Origin of the sequence: Sphingomonas sp. Xoc002 (genome assembly GCF_050408055.1) — a bacterium.
GTDB classification, from domain to species: domain Bacteria; phylum Pseudomonadota; class Alphaproteobacteria; order Sphingomonadales; family Sphingomonadaceae; genus Sphingomonas; species Sphingomonas yabuuchiae.
This window is the reverse complement of record NZ_CP191175.1, coordinates 2,414,467-2,432,548: the sequence shown is the minus strand read 5'-3', so window position 1 is coordinate 2,432,548 and position 18,082 is coordinate 2,414,467. Positions and strand designations below refer to the sequence as shown.

17 protein-coding genes are annotated in these 18,082 nt (G+C 64.4%); all 17 read left to right on the top strand.

The features are described from left to right. Positions 1–135 precede the first annotated feature (135 nt). The 17 genes from ndhC (at position 136) to ACQR50_RS10920 (ending at position 18,081) form a co-directional block, all read left to right on the top strand. Positions 136–510, top strand: a complete 375-nt coding sequence (gene ndhC / locus ACQR50_RS11000; RefSeq protein WP_056438114.1) for an NADH-quinone oxidoreductase subunit A — start codon at positions 136–138, stop codon at positions 508–510. After that, positions 501–1,085, top strand: a complete 585-nt coding sequence (locus ACQR50_RS10995) for a NuoB/complex I 20 kDa subunit family protein (protein ID WP_206378809.1) — start codon at positions 501–503, stop codon at positions 1,083–1,085. Before ndhC ends, ACQR50_RS10995 begins: the two co-directional genes overlap by 10 nt. Next, on the top strand, positions 1,082–1,918 hold the full coding sequence (locus tag ACQR50_RS10990; protein WP_428968352.1) for an NADH-quinone oxidoreductase subunit C: 837 nt from the start codon (positions 1,082–1,084) through the stop codon (positions 1,916–1,918). Before ACQR50_RS10995 ends, ACQR50_RS10990 begins: the two co-directional genes overlap by 4 nt. Then, positions 1,915–3,150, top strand: a complete 1,236-nt coding sequence (locus ACQR50_RS10985) for an NADH-quinone oxidoreductase subunit D (RefSeq protein WP_076716689.1) — start codon at positions 1,915–1,917, stop codon at positions 3,148–3,150. The genes ACQR50_RS10990 and ACQR50_RS10985 overlap by 4 nt, the downstream gene beginning before the upstream one ends. Then, on the top strand, positions 3,150–3,824 hold the full coding sequence (locus ACQR50_RS10980) for a complex I 24 kDa subunit family protein (RefSeq protein ID WP_056438103.1): 675 nt from the start codon (positions 3,150–3,152) through the stop codon (positions 3,822–3,824). Before ACQR50_RS10985 ends, ACQR50_RS10980 begins: the two co-directional genes overlap by 1 nt. Beyond that, entirely contained in the window at positions 3,824–5,134 is a 1,311-nt protein-coding gene (gene nuoF, locus ACQR50_RS10975; protein WP_056438101.1) for an NADH-quinone oxidoreductase subunit NuoF, read from the top strand. The genes ACQR50_RS10980 and nuoF overlap by 1 nt, the downstream gene beginning before the upstream one ends. Then, positions 5,134–7,152: an NADH-quinone oxidoreductase subunit NuoG gene (gene nuoG / locus ACQR50_RS10970; protein ID WP_428968351.1), complete on the top strand. Its 2,019-nt coding sequence runs from the start codon at positions 5,134–5,136 to the stop codon at positions 7,150–7,152. The genes nuoF and nuoG overlap by 1 nt, the downstream gene beginning before the upstream one ends. After that, entirely contained in the window at positions 7,149–8,204 is a 1,056-nt protein-coding gene (gene nuoH / locus ACQR50_RS10965; RefSeq protein WP_056438094.1) for an NADH-quinone oxidoreductase subunit NuoH, read from the top strand. Before nuoG ends, nuoH begins: the two co-directional genes overlap by 4 nt. Further along, complete coding sequence (nuoI, locus tag ACQR50_RS10960; protein WP_042483186.1) at positions 8,201–8,686, top strand: NADH-quinone oxidoreductase subunit NuoI; 486 nt, start codon at positions 8,201–8,203, stop codon at positions 8,684–8,686. Before nuoH ends, nuoI begins: the two co-directional genes overlap by 4 nt. Before the next feature lie 49 nt (positions 8,687–8,735). Continuing rightward, complete coding sequence (locus tag ACQR50_RS10955) at positions 8,736–9,347, top strand: NADH-quinone oxidoreductase subunit J (protein WP_007404217.1); 612 nt, start codon at positions 8,736–8,738, stop codon at positions 9,345–9,347. Positions 9,348–9,394: 47 nt separating this feature from the next. Continuing rightward, positions 9,395–9,652 (top strand): NADH-quinone oxidoreductase subunit NuoK, encoded by a 258-nt coding sequence (gene nuoK, locus ACQR50_RS10950; protein ID WP_042469352.1) that lies wholly within the window; start codon positions 9,395–9,397, stop codon positions 9,650–9,652. Then, positions 9,652–11,766, top strand: a complete 2,115-nt coding sequence (gene nuoL / locus ACQR50_RS10945) for an NADH-quinone oxidoreductase subunit L (RefSeq protein WP_428970687.1) — start codon at positions 9,652–9,654, stop codon at positions 11,764–11,766. The genes nuoK and nuoL overlap by 1 nt, the downstream gene beginning before the upstream one ends. Before the next feature lie 7 nt (positions 11,767–11,773). Then, entirely contained in the window at positions 11,774–13,336 is a 1,563-nt protein-coding gene (locus ACQR50_RS10940; protein WP_428970686.1) for an NADH-quinone oxidoreductase subunit M, read from the top strand. After that, the gene (gene nuoN, locus ACQR50_RS10935) at positions 13,336–14,799 is read left to right on the top strand and encodes an NADH-quinone oxidoreductase subunit NuoN (RefSeq protein WP_428968350.1); all 1,464 of its coding nucleotides are present in this window, start codon (positions 13,336–13,338) and stop codon (positions 14,797–14,799) included. The genes ACQR50_RS10940 and nuoN overlap by 1 nt, the downstream gene beginning before the upstream one ends. 5 nt (positions 14,800–14,804) lie before the next feature. Further along, entirely contained in the window at positions 14,805–15,521 is a 717-nt protein-coding gene (locus ACQR50_RS10930) for a biotin--[acetyl-CoA-carboxylase] ligase (protein WP_428968349.1), read from the top strand. Positions 15,522–15,530: 9 nt separating this feature from the next. Next, entirely contained in the window at positions 15,531–16,310 is a 780-nt protein-coding gene (locus ACQR50_RS10925; protein WP_428968348.1) for a type III pantothenate kinase, read from the top strand. A 136-nt stretch (positions 16,311–16,446) separates the two neighbouring features. After that, positions 16,447–18,081 carry a ribonuclease J gene (locus ACQR50_RS10920; protein ID WP_056438074.1) on the top strand — a complete coding sequence of 545 codons (1,635 nt, stop codon included), beginning with the start codon at positions 16,447–16,449 and terminating at the stop codon, positions 18,079–18,081. The last annotated feature ends 1 nt before the right edge of the window (position 18,082 follow it).

The following is an 18,082-nucleotide window of genomic DNA, read 5'->3' as shown; positions in this document are numbered from 1 at the left end:
CCATGTAAAAATCCGAGGATGACGGCGGGTGGCGACGTTCACTTGCGATTCATTCTCATGCCTTCGCTGGCTTGCTCCGGCCGACCCATCGGCCTAAAGCCATCGCATCCAGTTCCGCATCTGCGAGAGAAAAACTTGGTCGATCTGTCGCAATATCTGCCGATCCTCCTGTTCCTGGGCGTTGCCCTGGTTCTGTCGACGGCCTTCGTGTTTCTGCCGATGCTTGTGGCGCGCCTGACCGGTGCCCATAAGCCCAACGAGCAGAAGCTGTCCGAATATGAATGCGGCTTCCCCGCGTTCGAAGACCCGCGCAGCCAGTTCGACGTGCGTTTCTACCTCGTCGCCATCCTGTTCATCATCTTCGATCTGGAAGCGGCGTTTCTGTACCCCTGGGCGGTCAGTGTCTTCAGCCTCGGCTGGACCGCCTGGTTTTCGATGATGATCTTCATCGGCGAGCTCGCGCTGGGTCTCGTCTATGCGTGGAAGAAGGGAGCGTTGGATTGGGAGTAAATCTTCACTCCGGTCCGGTTGAGTTCAAGCCGCAGGCCCATGGCGGACTCGCCCATGATGGCCAGGCCGTCATTCAGCCCGATCAGGGCTTTTTCGACGGGCTCAACGGTGAGCTGACCGACAAGGGCTTCCTCGTCACCTCGACCGAGGAACTGTTCCAATGGGCGCGCACCGGCTCGCTCTGGTGGATGACCTTCGGTCTGGCATGCTGCGCGGTGGAGATGATCCACGTGAACATGCCGCGTTACGATCTGGAGCGCTTCGGTGCGGCGCCGCGCGCGTCGCCGCGCCAGTCGGACGTGATGATCGTCGCGGGTACGCTGTGCAACAAGATGGCCCCGGCGCTGCGTCGTGTGTACGACCAGATGTCGAACCCGAAATACGTCATCTCGATGGGCAGCTGCGCCAATGGCGGCGGCTACTATCACTACAGCTATTCGGTGGTGCGCGGCTGTGACCGGATCGTGCCCGTGGACATCTATGTCCCCGGCTGTCCGCCGACCGCCGAAGCGCTGCTGTACGGCGTGATGCAGCTGCAGCGGAAGATCCGCCGCGCCGGGAGCATCGAACGGTGAGGGCGCCTGCTCCCCGTTATGCCGCCAATGACGGCGTGATCGATGCGGCCCGCGCCGCGCTCGGCCCCTGGCTGCTCGACGCGCGCGAGCATGTCGGCGAAGTCGCTCTGGTCGTCGACCGTGCGAACCTGGTCCCGGCGATGATCGCGCTGCGCGACACCAAGGGGCTGGAATATCAGCAGTTGATGGAGATCGCCGGCGTCGATTACCCCGAGCGCGACGAGCGTTTCGAGGTGGTCTATTGCCTGTTGTCGCTGACCCGCAACCACCGCCTGCACGTCCATGTCTCGACCGACGAGGACAAGCCGGTTCCGTCGGTGACCGGGCTGTGGCCGGTCGCGGGCTGGCTGGAGCGTGAGGTCTATGACCTGTACGGCGTGCTGTTCTCGGGCAATAGCGACCTGCGTCGCATCCTGACCGACTATGGCTTCCGCGGCCACCCGCTGCGCAAGGACTTCCCGCTGACCGGCTATACCGAGCTGCGGTATTCGGAAGAGGAAAAGCGCGTCATCTATGAGCCGGTGAAGCTGGCGCAGGACTTCCGCAACTTCGACTTCCAGAGCCCGTGGGAAGGTGCCGAATATGTCCTTCCGGGCGACGAGAAGGGCTCGCAGCCGCAGGGCAAGGGCGCGCAGACCCCGGCCAGCGCGGACGCGGTGAAGAAGGCCGATGCCGCGCCGGACAAGACCGTCGCCGCCAACGCGCCCGAGACCAAGACCACCGAAAGCCCCAAGCAGACGGGCGCGGGTGAACCGCATCCGGGCAACAAGGCTGAAGGTAAGCCCCAGGACCCGGACGTCGTGCCGGGCAAGGGCGGAGGACAAAATCAGTGAGCGACTACGTCGACGAACTGCTCCACAAGACGGACGCCGTTGACCCGACCACGGGCGACGTGTCGATCCAGAACTATACGATCAACTTCGGCCCGCAGCATCCGGCGGCGCACGGGGTGCTTCGCCTCGTCATGGAGCTGGACGGCGAGATCGTCGAGCGCGTCGATCCGCATGTCGGCCTGCTGCATCGCGGCACCGAGAAGCTGATCGAGTACAAGACCTATTCGCAGGCGCTGCCCTATTTCGACCGGCTCGACTATTGCTCGCCGATGTGCATGGAGCATAGCTTCGTGCTGGCGGTCGAGAAGCTGCTCGACCTCGAAGTGCCGCTGCGCGCGCAATATCTGCGGACGTTCTTCGCCGAGCTGACGCGTATCTCGAACCACATGCTCAACATCGGCAGCCACGTCATGGACGTCGGCGCGATGACGCCGAACCTGTGGCTGTTCGAAATTCGCGAAGACTGCATGAACTTCTACGAGCGGGCCTCGGGCGCGCGCATGCACGCGAATTACTTCCGCGTCGGCGGCGTCCACCAGGACGTGCCGCTCAAGCTGCTGACCGATATCGCCGATTGGCTCGACACCCGTCTGCCGCGCCTGTTCGAGGACGCGATCAGCCTGGTGGCGAACAACCGCATCTTCAAGCAGCGCAATGTCGACATCGCGGTGGTGAACCGCGAAGACGCGATCAAGTGGGGCTTCTCCGGCCCGATGATCCGTGGCTCGGGCATTCCGTGGGACCTGCGCAAGTCGCAGCCCTATGACGCCTATGACAAGGTGGACTTCGACGTGCCGGTGGGTACGAGCGGCGACTGCTATGACCGGTTCATGGTGCGCGTCGAGGAAGTGCGCCAGTCGGCCCGGATCATGAAGCAGTGCCTGGCGCAGATGCCCGAAGGTCCGGTGATGGCGACCGACCGCAAGGTCACGCCGCCCAAGCGCGGTGAGATGAAGCGCTCGATGGAAGCGCTGATCCACCACTTTAAGCTCTATACCGAAGGGTATCACGTCCCCGCCGGTGAGGTGTATGTCGCGACCGAAAGCCCTAAGGGCGAATTCGGCGTGTACCTCGTCTCCGACGGATCGAACAAACCCTATCGCTGCAAGATCCGCCCGACCGCGTTCAGCCATCTCCAGGCCATGGAATTCATGTCCAAGGGCCATATGCTGGCGGACACGACCGCGATCCTGGGCGCGATGGACATCGTTTTTGGTGAATGTGACCGCTAATGGCTGACGCTCCCAACATCCCCGACGAGGCCGAAGTCCGCGCCCGCTGGGGCAATTTTGCCTGGACCGACGAGAACCAGAAGAAGGCGAACGAGATCCTCGCGCGCTATCCCAAGGGCCGCGAACAGTCCTGCTCGATCCCGTTCCTCGATCTGGCCCAGCGTCAGGTCGGCGCGGAGACGCAGACGCAAGGGTGGCTGCCCGTGCCGGTGATCGAGTTCGTCGCGCGCCAGCTGGGTGTCGCCTATATGCGCATCTACGAGGTCGCGACCTTCTACACGATGTTCAACCTCGCACCGGTCGGCCGCTATCACGTGCAGGTGTGCGGTACGACGCCGTGCATGCTGCGTGGGTCGGACGACGTGCTGGCGGCGTGCAAGAACAAGGGGCTGATCAAGGGCAAGACCACGCCCGACGGCATGTTCACGCTGACCGAGGTCGAGTGCATGGGCAATTGCGCCTCGGCGCCGATGGTCCAGATCAACGACGACAATTACGAAGATCTGGATTACGATCGTACGGTCACGATCCTGGAAGCGCTGGCGCGGGGCGAGAGCCCCAAGACCGGCACGCAGGAGCCGGGTCGCCACACGGTCGAGCCGATCGGCGGTCCGACCACGCTGACCGCCATGGTCGGCGACAATCACGACTATCGCGGGGAGTGGGGCGCATAATGCTCGCTGACAAGGACCGCATTTTCACCAATCTCTACGGCTATCAGCCGTGGAACGTCGACGCGGCGATGAAGCGCGGCGATTGGGACAATACCAAGGCGCTGCTCGAGCTGGGCCAGGACAAGATCATCGACGTCATCAAGGCGTCGGGTCTGCGCGGGCGCGGCGGTGCGGGTTTCCCGACCGGCATGAAGTGGAGCTTCATGCCCAAGGAACCGCGCCCCGATCGGCCGAGCTTCCTGGTCATCAACGCCGACGAGTCCGAGCCGGGTTCGTGCAAGGACCGCGAGATCATCCGCCACGATCCGCACAAGCTGATCGAAGGCGCGCTGGTCGCGGGCTTCGCGATGCGCGCGCGGGCGGCCTATATCTATATTCGCGGCGAATATATCCGTGAGGCCGAGACGCTGTTCGCGGCGGTCGCCGAGGCGTATAACCGGGGTTTCCTGGGCAAGAATGCCTGTGGCTCGGGCTACGACTTCGACGTGTTCGTGCATCGTGGGGCCGGCGCCTACATCTGCGGTGAAGAAACCGCGATGATCGAAAGCCTGGAGGGCAAGAAGGGTCAGCCGCGCCTGAAGCCGCCTTTCCCGGCGGGTGCGGGGCTCTATGGCTGCCCGACGACGGTCAACAACGTGGAATCGATCGCGGTCGCACCGACGATCCTGCGTCGCGGGGCCGAGTGGTTCTCCTCCTTCGGGCGCGAGAACAACAAGGGCACCAAGCTCTTCCAGATTTCCGGCCATGTCGATCGCCCCTGCGTGGTCGAGGAAAGCATGTCGATCAGCTTCCGCGAGCTGATCGAGAAGCATTGCGGCGGCATCCGTGGCGGCTGGGACAATCTGCTCGCGGTGATCCCGGGCGGTTCGTCGGTGCCGTTGGTGCCCGCCGCCGAGATCATGGACGCGCCGATGGATTTCGACGGTCTGAAGGCGGTCGGGTCGGGGCTCGGCACGGCGGCCGTCATCGTCATGGACAAGTCGACCGACATCGTCCGCGCGATCAGCCGTCTGTCCTATTTCTATAAGCATGAGAGCTGCGGCCAGTGCACGCCGTGCCGTGAAGGCACCGGCTGGATGTGGCGCGTGATGGAGCGGATGCGCACCGGCGATGCCGATGTGGCCGAGATCGACACGCTGTTCCAGGTGACGAAGCAGGTCGAAGGCCACACCATCTGCGCGCTCGGCGACGCGGCGGCCTGGCCGATCCAGGGCCTGATCCGCCACTTCCGCCCGGAGATGGAACGCCGCATTCGCGAACGCAAAGGCGAGACGGGCGGCAACGCCCCGATGATGGAAGCTGCCGAATAATGCCTAAGGTCAAAGTCGACGGCGTCGAGATCGAGGTGCCGCAGGGCGCCACCGTGCTGCAGGCCTGCGAGCTTGCGGGCAAGGAAATCCCGCGCTTCTGCTATCATGAGCGGCTGTCCATCGCGGGCAATTGCCGCATGTGCCTGGTCGAGGTGAAGCCTGGACCCCCCAAGCCGCAGGCGTCTTGCGCGCTTCCGGCGGCGGACAATCAGGAAATCTTCACCACGACCCCGATGGTGAAGGCCGCGCGCGAAGGCGTGATGGAATTCCTGCTGATCAACCATCCGCTGGACTGCCCGATCTGCGATCAGGGCGGCGAATGCGATCTGCAGGACCAGTCCATGGCTTATGGCAAGGGCCATAGCCGCTATGACGAGAACAAGCGGGCCGTCACCGAGAAGTACATGGGTCCGATCGTCAAGACGGTCATGACCCGCTGCATCCAGTGCACTCGCTGCGTCCGCTTCGCCGAAGAGGTCGCGGGCGTGGAGGAAATCGGCGCGATCTATCGCGGCGAGAACATGCAGATCACCTCGTACCTCGAACAGGCCGTATCAAGCGAGCTGTCGGGCAATGTCGTCGATCTGTGCCCGGTGGGCGCGCTGACGTCCAAGCCCTATGCGTTCGAGGCGCGTCCCTGGGAGCTGAAGAAGACGCTCGCCATCGACGTGATGGACGCGGTCGGCACCAATATCCGCCTCGACAGCCGTGGTCGTCAGGTGCTGCGCTGCGTGCCGCGCATCAACGACGAGGTGAACGAGGAGTGGGCGAGCGACAAGACGCGTCACGCGATCGACGGCCTGGTCCGTCGTCGTCTCGACCGTCCGTTCATCCGCCGCGACGGCAAGCTGGTTCCCGCCACCTGGGACGAGGCCTTCGCCGCGATCCGCGACGTGAACGCCGGTTCGAGCGTCGCCGCCATCGCCGGTGATCTGGTCGATTGCGAGACGATGTTCGCCGCCAAGGCTCTGCTGGCCAAGATGGGTTCGAGCCTGCTCGAAGGCCGTCAGACCGGCATGGATTACGACACGTCCAGCCTGGCCGCAGTCAACTTCAACACGACCATCGCGGGCGTCGAGAAGGCCGATGCGATCCTGCTGATCGGCACCAACCTGCGCTGGGAAGCGCCGCTGGTGAACACCCGTATCCGCAAGGCGATCAAGAAGGGCGCCAAGGTCTTCGCGATCGGCCCCGAAACCGATCTGACCTACAAGGTCGAGTGGCTGGGGGCCGATCTGTCGGCACTGGGCAACCTGCCCGAGGCCGTCACCGAGCTGTTCGGCAAGGCCGCGCGTCCGATGGTGATCGTCGGCGGCGGGGCGCTGAAGGGTGCGCATGGCGCGAGCCTGAAGCTGGTCGACCAGTTCAATCTGGTGCGGACGCTGGAGGACGGTTCGGCCTGGAACGGCTATAACGTCGTTCATATGGCGGCTGCGCGCATGGGCGGCCTGATGCTCGGTTACGCGCAGAAGGGCGGCATCGCGGACGTGGTTTCGGCCGCGCCGAAGCTCGCCTTCTTTCTGGGCGCCGATGAGGTGGACTTCTCCAAGTTCGGCAGCAGCTTCAAGGTGTTCGTCGGCCATCATGGCGACAAGGGTGCGCATCACGCCGATGTCATCCTGCCGGGCGCGACCTTTGCCGAGAAGTCGGGCACCTGGGTCAATTTGGAAGGCCGAGTGCAGCGCGGCGACCGTGCGGTGTTCGCACCGGGTGACGCGCGCGACGACTGGACGATCTTCCGTGCGCTGTCCGAAGTGCTGGGCCAGACCCTGCCGTTCGACACGCTGGACGAACTGCGCGCCGCCATGGCCGCAGAGGTTCCGGCGCTGGGCCAGGTCGGCCTCGTGACCTTCGACTGGGCCGCGCCATCGCTGAACGCGACCGCGTCCGGCACGCTGGAGGGTTATCCGATCAAGGACTTCTACCTCACCAACGCGATCTGCCGCGCCAGCCCGACGATGCAGCGCTGCTCGGCCGAACTGGTCCATGGTGAGACCTATGCGGAGGCAGCGGAGTGACCGCGTTTTTCAACACGACGCTCGGCCTTCCTTATGGCTGGGCCTGGACGATCGCGACTTTGGTCGGGATCCTGGCGATCGCGCTGCCGCTGATGCTGGCCGTCGCGATGGTCATCTATGTCGACCGCAAGATCTGGGCGGCGATGGCGCTGCGCCGTGGTCCGAACGTGGTCGGCCCCTTCGGTCTGCTCCAGTCCTTCGCCGACGGTCTGAAGGTCTTCCTTCAAGAAACCATCGTTCCCTCAGCCGCCAATCGCGGGCTGTTCCTGCTGGCGCCCATCATCACCTTCACGGTCGCGCTGATCGTGTGGGCGGTGGTGCCGTTCCAGCCGGGCGTGGTCGTCGCCAACATCAATGTCGGCCTGCTGTACGTTCTCGCGGCCTCGTCGCTCGGCGTGTACGGCGTGATCCTGTCGGGCTGGGCGTCGAACTCGAAATATCCCTTCTACTCGGCGCTTCGTGCCGCCGCGCAGATGGTGTCCTATGAAGTCGCGATCGGCTTCATCCTGATTTCGGTCGTGATGTGGTCGGGCAGCTTCAACCTGACCGACATCGTCGAGGCGCAGAAGAGCGTTTTGGGGATTCCGGTCAACGGCTTCTTCCTCAATCCGCTGCTCTTCCCGATGGCGGTGATGTTCTTCATCTCGGCGCTGGCCGAGACGCAGCGCGCGCCGTTCGATCTGACCGAAGCGGAGTCGGAGCTCGTTGCGGGTTACCAGACCGAATACAGCTCGATGTCGTTCGCGCTGTTCTGGCTGGGCGAATACGCCAACGTCATCCTGATGTGCGCGCTGAACGCGATCCTGTTCTGGGGTGGCTATCTGCCGCCGTTCGACTGGGCGCCGCTCTATGTCGTGCCGGGCATCGTCTGGCTGCTGCTGAAGATGTGCTTCTTCTTCTTCGTGTTTTCCTGGGTGAAGGCGACCGTACCGCGTTACCGGTACGACCAGCTGATGCGGCTGGGCTGGAAGGTGTTCCTGCCGGTGTCGCTGTTCTGGGTATTCTTGGTGTCTGGCGTGCTGATGTATGCGCGCGTGGGAGTTCCGGCATGAGCGTCGCTCAGTACGTCAAGGCTTTTACGCTGTGGGAGTTCGTGAAGGGCCATGCGCTGACCCTTCGCTACTTCTTCAAGCCGAAGGCGACGATCAACTATCCGTTCGAGAAGAACCCCATCTCTCCGCGCTTCCGGGGCGAGCACGCGCTGCGTCGCTATCCAAATGGCGAGGAGCGGTGCATCGCGTGCAAGCTGTGCGAGGCGATCTGCCCCGCCCAGGCGATCACGATCGAGGCGGAACCCCGCGACGACGGCAGCCGCCGCACGACGCGCTACGACATCGACATGACCAAGTGCATCTATTGCGGGCTGTGCCAGGAGGCTTGCCCGGTCGATGCCATCGTCGAGGGTCCGAACTTCGAATTTTCGACCGAGACCCGCGAAGAGCTGATCTACGACAAGTCGAAGTTGCTCGATAACGGTGACCGCTGGGAAAGCGCGATCGCGGCGAACCTTGCCGCCGATGCGCCGTACCGTTAAAGCCCGCGACCAACGGTTCGGGGCGGACAGAAAAGGGGCCTGACAGGCAGTGATACAGGCTATCGCCTTCTATATTTTCGCGACCGTGGTGATCGTGTCCGCAGGGCTCACGATCGCGTCGCGCAATCCGGTGCACTCGGTCATGTGGCTGATCCTGGCGTTCTTCAACGCCGCGGGCCTCATGGTGCTGTGCGGGGCCGAGTTCATCGCGATGCTGCTCGTCATCGTCTATGTGGGCGCGGTCGCGGTCTTGTTCCTCTTCGTCGTCATGATGCTTGATATCGAGGTCGCGGCGATGCGGGCGGGCTTTGCGCGCTATCTGCCGCTGGGCCTGGCACTCGCCGTCGCCCTGCTGGCCGAGGTCATCATCGCCTTCCAGGCGTGGAGCGTCGGCGGCGTGCAGCTGGCGGCCCGTGCGGCCCCGATCGCGCCGGAAGTGTCCAACATCCAGGCGATCGGCAACCTGCTGTACACGCGCTATCTGTTCATCTTCGAGGGTGCGGGCCTGGTCCTGCTCGTCGCGATGATAGGCGCGATCGTGCTCACGCATCGCAAGCGCGGCGGTGTCCGTCCGCAGAACATCGCCAAGCAGAATGCGCGTCAGCCGCATGAGGCGATCCGCAACATCAATCAGCCCATCGGGCAGGGGGTGGAACTGTGACGATCGGTCTCGTCCATTATCTGGTCGTTGCAGCGATCCTGTTCACCATGGGGGTGCTGGGTATCTTCCTCAATCGGAAGAACCTGATCGTCATCCTCATGGCGATCGAGCTCATCCTGCTCGCCGTGAACCTGAACCTCGTCGCCTTCTCGGCCGCGCTTCAGGATCTGGTGGGTCAGGTCTTCGCCATGTTCGTGCTGACCGTGGCCGCCGGTGAATCGGCGATCGGTCTGGCGATCCTGGTCATCTATTTCCGTGGCCGCGGCACCATCGCGGTCGACGATGTCAACCGGATGAAGGGGTAATCGGGTTGATCCTCGCTATCGTCTTCCTGCCGTTGCTGGCCGCCGCCATTGCGGGGTTCGGCAACAAGGCCATCGGGAACGTGCCCGCCAAGGTCGTCACGACCGGCGCGCTGTTCATTTCCTGTGCCCTCTCATGGCCGATCTTCATCGGCTATCTGTCGGGCGCCAATGTCGCGACCGTCACGCCGGTGCTCCACTGGATCACCAGCGGCACCATGTCGGTCGACTGGGCGCTGCGCGTCGATTCGCTGACCGCGATCATGCTGGTGGTCATCACCAGCGTCTCGGCGCTCGTCCACCTCTATAGCTGGGGCTATATGAGCGAGGAGCCGGATCAGCCGCGCTTCTTCGCCTATCTCTGCCTCTTCACCTTCGCGATGCTGATGCTCGTGACGGCGGACAATCTGGTCCAGATGTTCTTCGGCTGGGAAGGCGTGGGTCTCGCGTCCTACCTGCTGATCGGCTTCTGGTTCCGTAAGCCCTCGGCCAATGCGGCCGCGATCAAGGCGTTCGTCGTCAACCGCGTCGGCGACCTCGGCTTCATGCTCGGCATCTTCGGCACCTTCCTGGTGTTCGGGACCGTTTCGATCCCGGCGATCCTGGCGGCGGCCCCCGGCATGGCGGGCTCGACCATCGGCTTCCTGGGCTATCGTTTCGATACGATGACCGTGCTTTGCCTGCTGCTGTTCGTCGGCGCGATGGGCAAGTCGGCGCAGCTCGGCCTCCACACCTGGCTGCCGGACGCGATGGAAGGCCCGACCCCGGTGTCGGCGCTGATCCACGCGGCGACGATGGTGACCGCTGGCGTGTTCATGGTATGCCGCCTGTCGCCGATGTTCGAAACGTCGCCGACCGCTCTGGGTGTCATCACGGTGATCGGGGCCTGCACCTGCTTCTTCGCCGCAACCGTCGGCACGGTGCAGACCGACATCAAGCGCGTCATCGCCTATTCGACCTGCTCGCAGCTCGGTTACATGTTCTTTGCCGCGGGTGTCGGCGCGTATGGCGCGGCGATGTTCCACCTCTTCACGCACGCTTTCTTCAAGGCGCTGCTGTTCCTGGGTGCGGGCTCGGTCATCCATGCGATGCACCATGAGCAGGACATGCGTTATTATGGCGGTCTGCGTCGCCACATCCCGCTCACCTTCTGGGCGATGATGATGGGCACGCTGGCGATCACCGGCGTCGGTATCCCGGCTCTGTTCGGCAATCCGATGGCGTTCGGTTTCGCGGGCTTCCACTCGAAGGACGCGATCATCGAAGTCGCCTATGCCGGTGGTTCGGGCTTCGCCTTCTGGGCGGGCGTGATCGCCGCGCTGCTGACCAGCTTCTATTCGTGGCGCCTGATGTTCCTGACCTTCTGGGGCAAGCCGCGCTGGACCGGGTCGGAGCATATCCAGCATGCGATCCATGACGCGCATGGCCATGGCCATGACGACCATGCCCATGGGCACGCTCACGATGCGCATCATAACGACGCGCATTCGGAAGATGCCGGTCACGAGCCGCATACGCATGACGCGGGCCACACCGATGTGCCGGAAGGCACGGGGGGCTATGATCCGCATGAGAGCCCGCTGGTCATGCTGATCCCGCTGATCGTGCTGTCGATCGGCGCGATCGCGGCGGGCTTCGTCTTCCATGGCTGGTTCATCGAGCCGGAAGCGGGCGAGAGCTATTGGAAGGGTGCGATCGCCTTCAACGAGCATCTGATGCACTCGATGCACGGCGTGCCGGTGTGGGTGAAGCTGTCGGCGACGGTGGTGATGTTGCTCGGTCTGCTGACCGCGTATCTGACCTATATCCGTGCACCGGAGTTCCCGGCCAAGTTCGCGGACCAGTTCCGCATCCTGTACCGCTTCCTCCTCAACAAATGGTATTTCGACGAGATCTACCATTTCCTCTTCGTGCGCCCCGCCTTCGCGATCGGCCGGCTGCTGTGGCACCGTGGCGACGAGAAGACGATCGACCGCTTCGGCCCCAATGGTGTCGCCTGGCTCGTCCAGCTCGGCAGCAAGGGTGCGGCGCGCTTCCAGACGGGATACCTCTACAGCTATGCCTTCGTCATGTTGATCGGCCTGACCGCGGCCGTCACCTGGGCCATTTTGGGTTGATCGCGTGATGCAGGGCTTCCCGATCCTCTCCGTCATGCTGGCGGTCCCGGCCATTGCCGCGATTGCCTGCCTTTTCCTCTCCGCAAACGGCGCGCGCATGTTAGCGCTTGCCGCCACGCTGATCGACTTCGCTCTGGGCATCGTGCTCTGGACGCAGTTCGATGTGGGCGGCGCGCAGTGGCAGTTCGTCGAACATGCCCCCGGCATCTTCGGTCCGTTCGGCTGGTCGCTCGGCATCGACGGCTTCGCGCTGTTGCTGATCATGCTCAGCGTGTTCCTGATGCCGATCTGCATCGGCGCCAGCTGGCGCGCGATCGACAAGCGGGTCCCGGAATATATGGGCCTGTTCCTGTTCACCGAAGTGCTGATGATCGGTACCTTCGCGGCGCAGGACCTGTTCCTCTTCTACGTCTTCTTCGAAGCCGGTCTGATCCCGATGTATCTGATCATCGGCATCTGGGGCGGGGCGAACCGCATCTACGCGTCGTACAAGTTCTTCCTGTACACGCTGCTCGGCTCGCTCCTCATGTTCGTCGCGATGCTCTACATGGCACGCACGGCGGGCACGACCTCGATCCCGGCGCTTCTCGCCTATGACTTCCCGGCCTCGGTCCAGACCTGGCTGTGGATCGCCTTCTTCGCCTCGTTCGCGGTCAAGATGCCGATGTGGCCGGTCCACACCTGGCTTCCCGACGCGCACGTGCAGGCGCCGACGGCGGGTTCGGTCATTCTGGCGGGCGTGCTGCTGAAGCTGGGCGGCTATGGCTTCCTGCGCTTCCTGCTGCCGATGTTCCCGGAGGCGAGCGGGCAGCTGACCTGGCTGATCTTCGCGCTGTCGGCGGTGGCGGTGATCTATGCCTCGCTGGTCGCGCTGGTGCAGTCCGACATGAAGAAGCTGATCGCCTATTCGTCGGTCGCGCACATGGCGATCGTGACCATCGGCCTTTATGCCTTCAACCAGCAGGGCATCGAAGGCGCGATGATCATGATGCTCAGCCACGGTCTGGTGTCGGGTGCGCTCTTCCTGTGCGTCGGCGTCATCTATGACCGGCTGCACACCCGTGAGATCGCGCGCTACGGCGGGCTGTCGATCAACATGCCCAAATATGCCGTGCTGTTCCTGTTCTTCACCATGGCGTCGATCGGTCTGCCGGGCACCAGTGGCTTCGTCGCCGAGTTCCTGTCGCTGATGGGCACCTATCAGGTGTCGACCTGGACCGCGCTGCTCTGCACCACCGGCATCATCCTGGGTGCGGCCTATATGCTCTATCTTTACCGGCGGGTCGCCTATGGCGAGATCAAGTCGGACGAGGTGGCGGCGATGCCCGACCTGACGAGCCGTGAATTGTGGCTGCTGGCCCCGATCGCAGCGGTGACGCTGTGGATGGGCGTGTATCCGGAGAGCTTCCTGGCGCCGATGCGCAAGGACGTCACGGTCCTGTTGCAGCGGATCGACCGGGCCAATCCGGGTTCGGACAGCCGTCCGACCGCCGGTAACCCCGCGCTTGCCACCACCCATGCCCCAGAGCGCCAAGCTGCGCACCAAGCTGCGCACGGGGAGGCGCACTGATGAGCTATTCGTTGAACCTTTTGATGGTCCTGCCCGAGCTGGTGCTGACCCTCGGTGCGATCGCGCTGATGCTCGTCGCCGCCTGGGGCGGGACGAACGCCACGCGCGGCATTTCGATCGCGGCGGTGTTCGTGCTGGCCGGCGCGATGGTCGCGCTGGCCGGTCCGTCGACCACGGGCGGTCTTGCCTTTGGCGGTCTCTACCGCGCCGACGCCTTTGCCGGTTTCGCCAAGGTCCTGATCTATCTGGCGACCGCGGTGGCGATCATCATGGCGCCGCGCTTCTTCGCCCGCTCGCCGGGTGAGGATCTGCGTCCCGAATATCCCATCCTCATGCTGCTTTCTTCGGTCGGCATGGGCATGATGGTGTCGGCGGGCGATCTGCTGACGCTCTATGTCGGTCTCGAACTGCAGAGCCTGTCGGCTTATGTGCTGGCGAGCTTCATGCGTCGCGACGGGCGTTCGGCCGAAGCGGGTCTGAAGTATTTCGTCCTCGGCGCATTGGCCTCGGGCATCCTGCTTTACGGCATCTCGCTGGTCTACGGCTTCTCGGGGTCCACCGACTTCGCGCAGATCGCCTTGGCCTATGGTCGCGATGCCGCCGCTGGTACGCGTTCGCTGGGCCTGATGTTCGGCCTCGTGTTCGTGTTCGCCGGGCTGGCGTTCAAGATGTCGGCGGTGCCGTTCCACATGTGGACGCCGGACGTCTATGAAGGCGCGCCGACCCCGGTGACGGCCTTCTTCGCCTCGGCCCCCAAGGTTGCGGCGATGGCGCTGGCGGTGCGGGTCGCTGTCGAGGCGATGGGCTCGGCCGCGCAGCAGTGGCAGCAGATCGTGACCTTCGCGGCGCTCGCATCGATCATCCTGGGCGCAGTCGCGGCCATTGGGCAGACCAACATCAAGCGGCTGCTCGCCTATTCGTCGATCAACAATGTCGGCTTTGCCCTCATCGGTCTGGCGGCGGGTACGGCGCAGGGCGTCGCGGCGGTGCTGACCTATCTCACCATCTACGTCATCATGACGCTGGGTGCGTTCCTGATCGTCATCCGCATGCGCGACGAGGACGGCAATCCGCTCGAGTCGATCGCCAGCCTGTCGGGCCTGTCGCGCACGCGTCCGGCGCTGGCCTGGGCGATGGCCTTCTTCATGTTCTCGGTCGCGGGCATTCCGCCGCTGCTCGGCTTCTATGCCAAGTTTGCGGTGTTTAATGCGGCGGTCGCGGCGGGGCTGTTCCCGCTGGCGGTGATCGGTGTCGTCGCCTCGGTGATTGGTGCCTATTATTACCTGCGCATCATCAAGACGATGTTCTTCGACGAGCCCGCCGGTGCCTGGGCCAATAGCGACGTTCAGCCCGTCGAGAACGGCCTGATCGCGCTGTCGGCGCTGTTCGTCTCGCCGGTCGGCTATCTGGCCATCCCGCTGCTGGGCGCCTGGTCGTTGGCAGCCGCTCGGGCGCTGTTCTGAGCCGATTGCTGCACGTCCCGGAAACGGGATCGACCAATGCCGATCTTCGCCGGCTTGCCGAGGCAGGCGGCGAAGATGGCAATTGGGACGGCCTTTGGCTCCGCGCCGACCGCCAGACGGCGGGGCGCGGACGCCAGGGGCGGGAATGGTCCTCGCCCTCCGGAAATTATTATGGATCGACGCTGGTCCGCCTGCGCCCCGGTGATCCGATGGCGGCGACGCTGGCGCTGGTCGCCGCCGTGGCGATCGAGGATGCGGTGCGATCCTGTCTTCCCGATATCGGCGCACGCCTTGCGTTGAAATGGCCGAACGATCTGTTGATCGACGGCGCCAAATTGTCGGGCATCTTGTTGGAGCGTACGGGTGATGCGGTCGTCATCGGCATGGGGATCAACCTGGCGTCGGCCCCGGACCTATCCGACCGCGCCACGACCGCGCTTGGCGATCATGGCGTCACTGTCTCGCCCCAGACGATGCAGGCGTTGCTCGCCGATGCGATGACCCGCTGGGTCGCGATCTGGCGTGAACAGGGGCTGCCACCCATTATCGCGCGCTGGGAAGCCAGGGCGCATCCGCGCGGCACCGCTCTGACCGCCAAACTGCCGGACGGGCAGGCGCTGACCGGAAGCTTTGACGGCTTGGCGAGCGACGGCGCGCTCAGGCTCGGCTTGGCGGACGGCTCCGGCCATGTCATCCATGCCGGCGATATCTTCCTGATCTGAAGGACCCCCATGCTGCTTGCGATCGATGCCGGGAACACGAACGTGGTCTTTGCGCTGCTCGAAGGGCGGACGATCAAGGGGCGCTGGCGCATCGCGACCGATCCGCGCCGCACCGGCGACGAATATGCGGTATGGCTCAGCCAGTTGCTGGCGCTGGAAGGCTATGCGCGCGACGATGTGACCGGCGTCATCATCGCTACCGTCGTGCCGCGCGCGCTCCACAATCTTCAGGTGCTGGCGCAGAAATATTTCAAGGTCGAGCCGCTGATCGCAGGCCGCGCGCCGGTGGAATGGGGGATCGCGATCGACGTCGACGAACCCGCCTCGCTGGGCGCGGACCGCGCGGTCAACACGATCGCGGCGCACGAGCTTCATCCCGGCGATCTGATCACCATCGATTTCGGCACGGCGACGACCCTCGACATCAGCGACTATCACGGGGCGTATAAGGGCGGGATCATCGCACCCGGCATCAACCTGTCGCTCGACGCGCTGGTGACCGCTGCGGCCAAGCTGCCGCGTATCGCCATCGAGGCACCGGAAAGCCGGAGCGTGATCGGCCGCAACACGGTCGACCAGATGCATATCGGCATCTTCTGGGGCTATGTCGCGATGATCGAGGGGCTGGTGGCGCGGCTGAAGGCCGAGGTCGGCCGGCCGGTCAAGGTGCTGGCAACCGGCGGATTGGCGGCGCTTTTGTCGCCGCATACCGATGTTTTCGATCATATCGAGCCCGACCTGACCATTCAGGGGCTGGCGATCCTGTGGGAACGCGCCCATATCACATGACGAGTTTCGGACCAGGCAGCCCGCGAGATAGCGCTGGGCGCCGGGGTCCGCGAAGAAATGACCGCGCCCTGACCGGCGCACCCCCATCGCCCCGAACCCGCTTTCAGCGGGGTGGGCGTCCATTGTCAGGAAGTGAATGACTCCCAAGAAAGAATTGCTGTTCTGCGCGCTCGGTGGATCGGGCGAAATCGGCATGAACGTGAACCTGTACGGCACCGAAGGTAAGTGGGTGATGGTCGATTGCGGCATCACCTTCGCCGATCCGGCCTATCCCGGCATCGATGTGATCCTGCCTGATCTGAGCTTCATCGAGGACCGGCTGGACGACCTGGTCGGCATCGTGCTGACCCATGGTCACGAGGACCATATCGGCGCGCTGCCCTATCTGGCCGAAGATCTGGGCGTGCCGATCTATGCGACCGCCTTCACCGCCGGGCTCGTCCGCGGCAAGCTGGAGGAAGAGGGCAGCGCGAACCGCGTCAAGCTGCGCGTGATGGAGACGGGCAAGACGTTCGAGGTCGGCCCGTTCGACTTCACCTTCGTGCCGCTGTCGCACTCGATCCCCGAAGCCAATGCGCTGCTGATCGAAACGGCGGTCGGCCGCGTGTTCCACACCGGTGACTGGAAGCTCGACCAGACCCCCGTCATCGGCAAGCCCGCCAGCCCGGCGCAGCTGTCGTCGATCGGCGACATGGGCGTCGACGTGCTGGTGTGCGACTCCACCAACGCCTTCAACACCGAAGCCTCGGGCTCGGAAGCCAGCGTCCGCCCCGGCATCGCCGAGACGGTGGCCAAGGCGAAGGGGCGCGTGGTCGTCACCACCTTCGCCTCCAACGCCGCGCGTCTGGTGACGCTGGGTGAGGTCGCCAAGGAGACGGGGCGCAAGCTGTGCGTCACCGGCCGCTCGCTCGACCGGATCCTGAAGGTCGGCCGGGCCTGTGGCTACTTCAAGGGCTTCCCCGAGGTCGTCGACCCCGAGACGGCGATGCGCCTGCCCAAGGACCGCGTGCTGATCGTCGCGACCGGCGGGCAGGGCGAGCCGCGTGCCGCGCTGTCCCGTATCGCCGAGGGCAGCCATACGATCCGCCTCGACACTGGCGACACCGTCATCTTTTCGGCGCGCCAGATTCCGGGCAACGAGACGGCGGTCGGCCGTATCCAGAACATCCTGGCGGGCAAGGGCGTCCGCATGGTCACCGAGCGTCAGGCGCATGTCCATGTGTCGGGCCATCCGGGCCAGCCCGAATTGGCACAGATGTACAAGTGGCTGCGCCCCCGCACGCTGATGCCCGTTCACGGCGAGATGCGGCACATGATGGAGCATGCCCGCTTCGCGACGACGCAGGGCGTGCCGCAGACCATCGTCCAGTCGGACGGCGACATGGTCCGCCTGCTGCCCGGCAACGCCACCAAGATCGGCAATGTGCCGGTCGGTCGACTGGTGCTGGACGGTGACGTCATCCTGCCGTCGGACGGCTCGACGATGAACGAGCGGCGCAAGTTGGCGATCAACGGTCAGATCTCGGTCGGCGTCGCGGTCGCCAAGGGGCGGCTGGTCGGCAGCCCGCAGATCCGCGTACAGGGTGTGCCCGTCGAGGACGAGCGTGACGCCTTCATCGCCGAGGCGGTGGCGGCGGCGGCCAAGGCGGTCGACGGCCCACGCCGCGCGACCGACAAGCTGCGCGAGGATATTCGCCTGTCGGTGCGCAAGGTCGCGACGCGGTGGACCGGCAAGAAGCCGATCGTCGATGTCCTGCTGATCGAGGGCTAAG

Coding starts and splice junctions, on each gene's coding strand:
- ACQR50_RS10980 (WP_056438103.1), top strand. CDS start 3,150: ATGGCTGACGCTCCCAACATCCCCGACGAGGCCGAAGTCCGCGCCCGC.
- nuoF (WP_056438101.1), top strand. CDS start 3,824: ATGCTCGCTGACAAGGACCGCATTTTCACCAATCTCTACGGCTATCAG.
- nuoG (WP_428968351.1), top strand. CDS start 5,134: ATGCCTAAGGTCAAAGTCGACGGCGTCGAGATCGAGGTGCCGCAGGGC.
- nuoI (WP_042483186.1), top strand. CDS start 8,201: ATGAGCGTCGCTCAGTACGTCAAGGCTTTTACGCTGTGGGAGTTCGTG.
- nuoK (WP_042469352.1), top strand. CDS start 9,395: ATGGGGGTGCTGGGTATCTTCCTCAATCGGAAGAACCTGATCGTCATC.
- ACQR50_RS10940 (WP_428970686.1), top strand. CDS start 11,774: ATGCAGGGCTTCCCGATCCTCTCCGTCATGCTGGCGGTCCCGGCCATT.
- nuoN (WP_428968350.1), top strand. CDS start 13,336: ATGAGCTATTCGTTGAACCTTTTGATGGTCCTGCCCGAGCTGGTGCTG.
- ACQR50_RS10925 (WP_428968348.1), top strand. CDS start 15,531: ATGCTGCTTGCGATCGATGCCGGGAACACGAACGTGGTCTTTGCGCTG.
- ACQR50_RS10920 (WP_056438074.1), top strand. CDS start 16,447: ATGACTCCCAAGAAAGAATTGCTGTTCTGCGCGCTCGGTGGATCGGGC.